Annotated in this window: 3 protein-coding genes and 1 pseudogene; all 4 read left to right on the top strand. The window is 73.7% G+C overall.

The annotated features are described in order from the left end of the window. Positions 1 to 1,194 (top strand): CDP-glycerol glycerophosphotransferase family protein (locus B9S61_RS34170; RefSeq protein ID WP_258040009.1); only part of this gene is annotated, 1,194 nt, incomplete at its 5' end. Between the two features lies 1 nt (position 1,195). Continuing rightward, on the top strand, positions 1,196 to 3,412 hold the full coding sequence (locus tag B9S61_RS34165; protein WP_103545653.1) for a bifunctional glycosyltransferase/CDP-glycerol:glycerophosphate glycerophosphotransferase: 2,217 nt from the start codon (positions 1,196 to 1,198) through the stop codon (positions 3,410 to 3,412). Next, positions 3,409 to 4,677, top strand: coding sequence for a hypothetical protein (locus B9S61_RS34160; protein ID WP_103545652.1), 1,269 nt, complete (start codon positions 3,409 to 3,411; stop codon positions 4,675 to 4,677). Before B9S61_RS34165 ends, B9S61_RS34160 begins: the two co-directional genes overlap by 4 nt. A 122-nt stretch (positions 4,678 to 4,799) precedes the next feature. Further along, a pseudogene (locus B9S61_RS34155) lies at positions 4,800 to 5,378 on the top strand (hypothetical protein); the annotation flags it as partial.

Raw genomic sequence — 5,378 nt, 5'->3', positions numbered from 1 at the left:
GGTCTGCGCACCCGGCTGCTGTACCGCCGGCAGCTGCGCCGCCCGCTGGATCCGCGCCTCGCCGTGTACTGCGCCTACTGGGGCCGCGGCTACGCCTGCAACCCGGCCGCGATCCACCGCGCGGCCCGCGCACTCGCCCCGCACATCCGCTCGGTGTTCCTGGTGGAGGCCGACCAGGCGCACACCGTGCCGGAGGGCGTCGAGTACGCGGTCATCGGCAGCCGCCGCTACTGGACGGTGCTGGCCCGTGCCACGTACTTCGTGAACAACGCCAACTTCGCGGAGGGCGTCGTGAAACGCCCCGGCAGCGTCCACCTCCAGACCCAGCACGGCACCCCGCTGAAGACCATGGGCGTCGACCAGTCGACGTACCCGGTGGTGGCGGCCGCCACGGGCAGCTTCACCAAGCTGCTCGGCCGGGTGGACCGCTGGGACTACAACCTCTCCTCCAACCCCCACTCCACCCGCGTCTGGGAGCGCGCCTTCCCCGGCTCCTACGAGCACCTGGAGTACGGCTATCCGCGCAACGACGTGTACCTGACGGCAGACGCCGCCGACGTGGCCCGGATCCGCGCCGAGCTGGGCGTCCCCGAGGGCGCGCGGGCGGTGCTGTACGCGCCCACCCACCGCGACCACCACACGGGCTTCGAACCCGGCCTCGACCTGGAGGCGTTCTGCGAGGCGGCCGGCGAGGACGTGGTGGTGCTGCTGCGCGCCCACTACTTCTACGACCGGGGCGGGCGCGGGAGCACCGGCCGGATCATCGACGTCACGTCGCACCGCTCCTCCGAGGACGTGTGCCTGGCCGCCGACGCGCTGATCACCGACTACTCGTCGATCATGTTCGACTACGCCAACCTGGACCGCCCGATCGTCGTGTACGCCGACGACTGGGACGTCTACCGGGAGACCCGCGGGGTCTGCTTCGACCTGATGGCCGGACCGCCGGGACCGGTCGCACGCACCCCCGACGAGCTGGCCCGGGTGTTCCGCGACGGCTCGTACGCGGACGCGGGGTCGGCCGCGCTGCGGGCCCGGTTCCGGGAGCGGTTCTGCGCCTTCGACGACGGGCGGGCCGCCGAACGCGTCGTGCGCCGGGTGCTGCTCGGTGAGCCGCCCGAGGCGCTGCCGCCCGTGATCCCGCTCGCGGAGCGTGTCCCCGCTCCCGCCGCCGCCACCCTGGTGAGGAGCTGACGTGCCCCGCTTCAGCGTCATCGTCCCGGTCCACAAGGTGCAGGCCTATCTGCACGCCTGTCTCGACTCGGTGCTCGGACAGTCGTACCGCGACATCGAGGTGATCGCGGTCGACGACCGCTCCCCCGACGGCTGCGGAGCGATCCTCGACGCGTACGCGGCCCGTGACGAGCGCGTCCGGGTGCTGCATCTGCCGGAGAACGTGGGTCTCGGCCGGGCCCGCAACGCCGGGATGCCGCTCGCGACGGGCGACCACCTGCTCTTCCTGGACAGCGACGACACCCTCACCCCGGGAGCGCTGCGCGCCCTGGCCGACCGTCTCGACGAGACCGGCGACCCGGACGTGCTGGTCTTCGACTACGCCCGCACGTACTGGTGGGGCGGCACCCGCCGCAACGCGCTGGCCCGCGTCCTGGCGGAGAACGGCGACGGCACCTTCACCGCCGCCGAGCGGCCGGAGATCCTCGACCTGCTGATGGTGGTGTGGAACAAGATCTACCGGCGCGACTTCGTCGAACGGGAGGGCTTCAGCTTCCCGCCCGGCTACTACGAGGACACACCCTGGACGTTCCCGGTGCTGCTCAGCGCGGAGCGCGTCGCGACGCTGGACCGGATCTGCCTGTACTACCGGCAGCGCCGCCGGGGCAGCATCCTGTCCACCACCAGCCGCAAGCACTTCGACGTCCACGAGCAGTACGCGCGGGTGTTCCGGTTCGTCGACGCCCGCCCCGCGCTGGCGCACTGGCGGCCGTTCCTGCACGCCAAGATGGGCGAGCACTGTCTCGACATCCTCTCCAAGCCGGACCGGCTGCCGCCGTCCGACAAGGCCGAGTTCTTCCGCCGTACGGCCGACATGTTCCGGACGTACCGGCCGGACGGCACCCAGGTCCCCGCCGAGCTGCGGGTGCTGGAGGGCGGCTACGCCGGCTACGTACTGCGGCGCCGGGCGGAGCGGACGGGCCGGGAGCTGGTACGGCGGGCCCGGCAGGCGCGCACCACGGCGGCGGCACGGGCCGCGGCGGTCCGGTCCTCACCGCGCCGCCCGCTGGACCCGGAGCTCGCGGTGTACTCGGCGTTCTCGCACCGGGGCGTACTCGGCGACCCGGCGGCGATCCACCGCGCGGCGCGCGACATCGCCCCCCACATCAGGGGCGTATGGGTGCTGGCAGACGAGGAGCGGGCGGCCGGACTGCCGCCGGACACCGAGTACGTGCTGCTGGACTCCCCCGGCTACCGCAGGGTGACCGGGCGGGCCACGTACTTCGTCAACAACGTCAACTGGTCGGGTGCGCTGGTGAAACGTCCGGGGAGCGTGCACATCCACACCCACCGGGGCACCCCCCTGAAGTTCATGGGCGCCGACCTGCTGGGCAAGCCGGGCGCCCGGCAGGGCTTCGACGTACCGCAGATGCTGCGCCGGGCCGACCGCTGGGACCACAGCCTGGTCGCCAACCGGCACTCCGAGCTGGTGTGGGAGCGGGCGTACCCCTGCCACTTCGCCTCGCTGCGCAGCGGCAGCCCCCGCAACGACGTCCTGGCCCTCGCGGGCCCGGACAGCGGCCGGGAGGTCCGGGCGCGGCTCGGGGTCCCGGAGGGCGACACGGTGGTGCTGTACGCGCCCACCCGCCGCGACTACCGCAGGGACGGGCTGGTGGAGCGGATCGACCTGGCCCGGTTCGCCGCCGACCTGGGCGAGGGCCGCACCCTCGTGGTCCGGCTGCACCCCTCGCTCGCCGACGGTCCGGCGCGCGGTCTCGGCCTCGCGGAGCTGCACCGGCGGGGGGTGCTCGTCGACGCCACGGACGAGCCGGAGGCGCAGGACGTGCTGCTCGCCGCCGACGTCCTGGTCACCGACTACTCGTCGATCATGTTCGACTACGCCAACCTGGACCGCCCGATCGTCGTGTACGCCGACGACTGGGACGCCTTCGGGGCCAGCCGCGGCGCCTACCTCGACATCACCGCCGAGGCGCCGGGGCACGTGGCGCGCTCCTACCGGGAGCTGGCCTGGCTGTTCGACTCCGGCACCTGGCGGGACGAGGAGGCGGACCGGCTGCGGTCCGCGTTCCGGGAGCGGTACTGCGAGTTCGACGACGGCCGGGCCGCCGAGCGGGTGGTGCGCGCCCTGATGCTGGGCGGGCCGGTGCCGGACCACTCCCCGGACCCCGCCCGGCTGCCCGCCCAGGCCGCGGGCCGTGGCCGCCTGGCCCCGTCGTGAGGCCGCGCACCTGGGTGCTGCTCCTGGCCGCCGTCTTCGCCGTACTGCAACTGGCGAACGTCTCCGGGCGGGACACCCCCGACAGCAAGAACTACCTGTCGTACGCGCTGAGCCTGGGCGGCGCCGGCAAGCGGGAGGCCGCGGCCGTCACCATCGACCACTACTGCGCGGGCCGGGCGTCGATGGCCCACCGCGAGCAGAACGTGGACGTGGTGCGCTTCCACGCCCCCGATCCCGCCCCGCGGGTCATGGAGGAGTGCCGCGAGCAGGAGTGGCGGGCGGTCGGGACCCGGCTGGCGGCAGGCGAGACCGGCGGGCACACCGTGCCGTTCATGTCGGAGCGCTTCATGCGCATCTTCGAGGTGCGGCCCGGCTATCCGGTGTTCCTGGTGCCGTTCGTCGGCCTGTTCGGCGCGACGTGGGGTCTGTGGGCGGCGGGCGTGGTGATCACCTGCGTCGGCGGGGCGCTGGTCTTCCTGGTGCTGCGGGCCCTGGCCGTGCCGGTGCCGCTCGCGCTCACCGGGCAGGCGCTGTTCCTCGTCCTGCCGTGCGGGACCACGGCGATGCGCCCGATGGCCGAGGGGCTGCTGCTGGCGCTCACCCTGGCCGCGCTGTGGGGCTGTGCGCTGGTGCTGGAGGGAAGCGGGAGGCGGGCGGGCACCGCGCTCGTGTGCGCCGCGCTGCTCGCGCTGTTCACCGTGAAGCACTCCCAGGCGCTGTTCCTCGGGCTGTGCCTGGCGGCCGCGGGCGCGGCGGTCGCGGTACGGCGCCGGTGGCGGGGGCTGCCTCCGGGGCGCGGGGTGGTGGCGCTCGCGTGGGCGGGGTGCGCGGGGATGCTGGGGACGGTGCTGGCGGCACGGCTGCTGGACCACCCGTCGGTGTCGGAGAGCGTGCAGGACCTGCTCACCGACCACTTCGCACGCCCCGACCGGGAGCGCCCCTGGGCGGAGTTCTTCCAGCTCCAGGGGAACTTCTGGATGGAGTGGCTGCGGCGGCAGCTGTGGGAGCCGCTGTTCGTGGCGGCGGTGGCGGCCGGCGTGCTGGGCGCGCGGCGGCGGCCGGCGTTCGGTGCCTTCCTGGTCGCCGCGGCCTGTACGGGGTTCCTCAACCAGGCCGGGCACCCGGACATCAACATCTGGGGCGACCGGCTGATCACGCTGGCCTGGCTGCTGCCGGTGCTGGGCGTGCCCCTGCTGCTGGAGCCGGTGGTGCGGCGGGTGGTGGTGGTGCCCGCGCAGGGGGCGCCGGTGGAGCCGGTGCACTGACTCCCGGGAGCCGGTGCACCGGCTCCCGGGAGTCACTCGAAGAGGTGACATGAGGTCATGTCCGTGATCTTTTCCGGGAACATACGGCAGATGTCTCGCATGCCGTCATTCCCCGTCACCCGATGAGCGCCGGAGTCCTCGTACGGCGGACCGTGGACGGTGCCACGGCGCTGCGCGGCGGCGGGGCCTGGCGCCCCACGCCGTACCAGTTCGTCGGCTTCCTGTTCTGGCTGGTGATGTCGCTGGCGTTCTGGGCGGTGCCGCTGTGCTGCGACGCGGGACAGCACGCGGCGGTCGTCGAACGCATCGCGGACGATCTGCTGCGGCCCCGGCATCCCATGGCGGACCTGCCGGGGGCGGGCAGCCCGTACTACTCGCCGTTCGCCCTGGCGCAGGGCGTGGCCGCCCGGCTGACCGGTCTCGGCGGCTGGGAGGTGCTGAGGCTCACCGGGCCGCTGAATCTGCTGGTGCTGCTCACCGGGATCGGCCGCTTCGTGCGGGTGCTGACCCCGCGCCCCTGGGCGCCGGTGCTGGCGCTCACGGCGATGACGCTGCTGTGGGGGGTGGAGCGGGCCTGGTGGAGCGGCTATCTGAACCTGATGTCGATGACGGGCAATCTCGCCTACCCGTCGGCGCTCGCGATCGGGCTGGCCTTCTGGGCCTGGGCGCTGACGGGGGCGTCGGCCCGGGACGCGGGGGCC

It is taken from the genome of Streptomyces sp. SM1, from assembly GCF_002910825.1.
GTDB classification, from domain to species: domain Bacteria; phylum Actinomycetota; class Actinomycetes; order Streptomycetales; family Streptomycetaceae; genus Streptomyces; species Streptomyces okerensis.
This window is presented reverse-complemented; position numbering and strand designations above follow the sequence as displayed.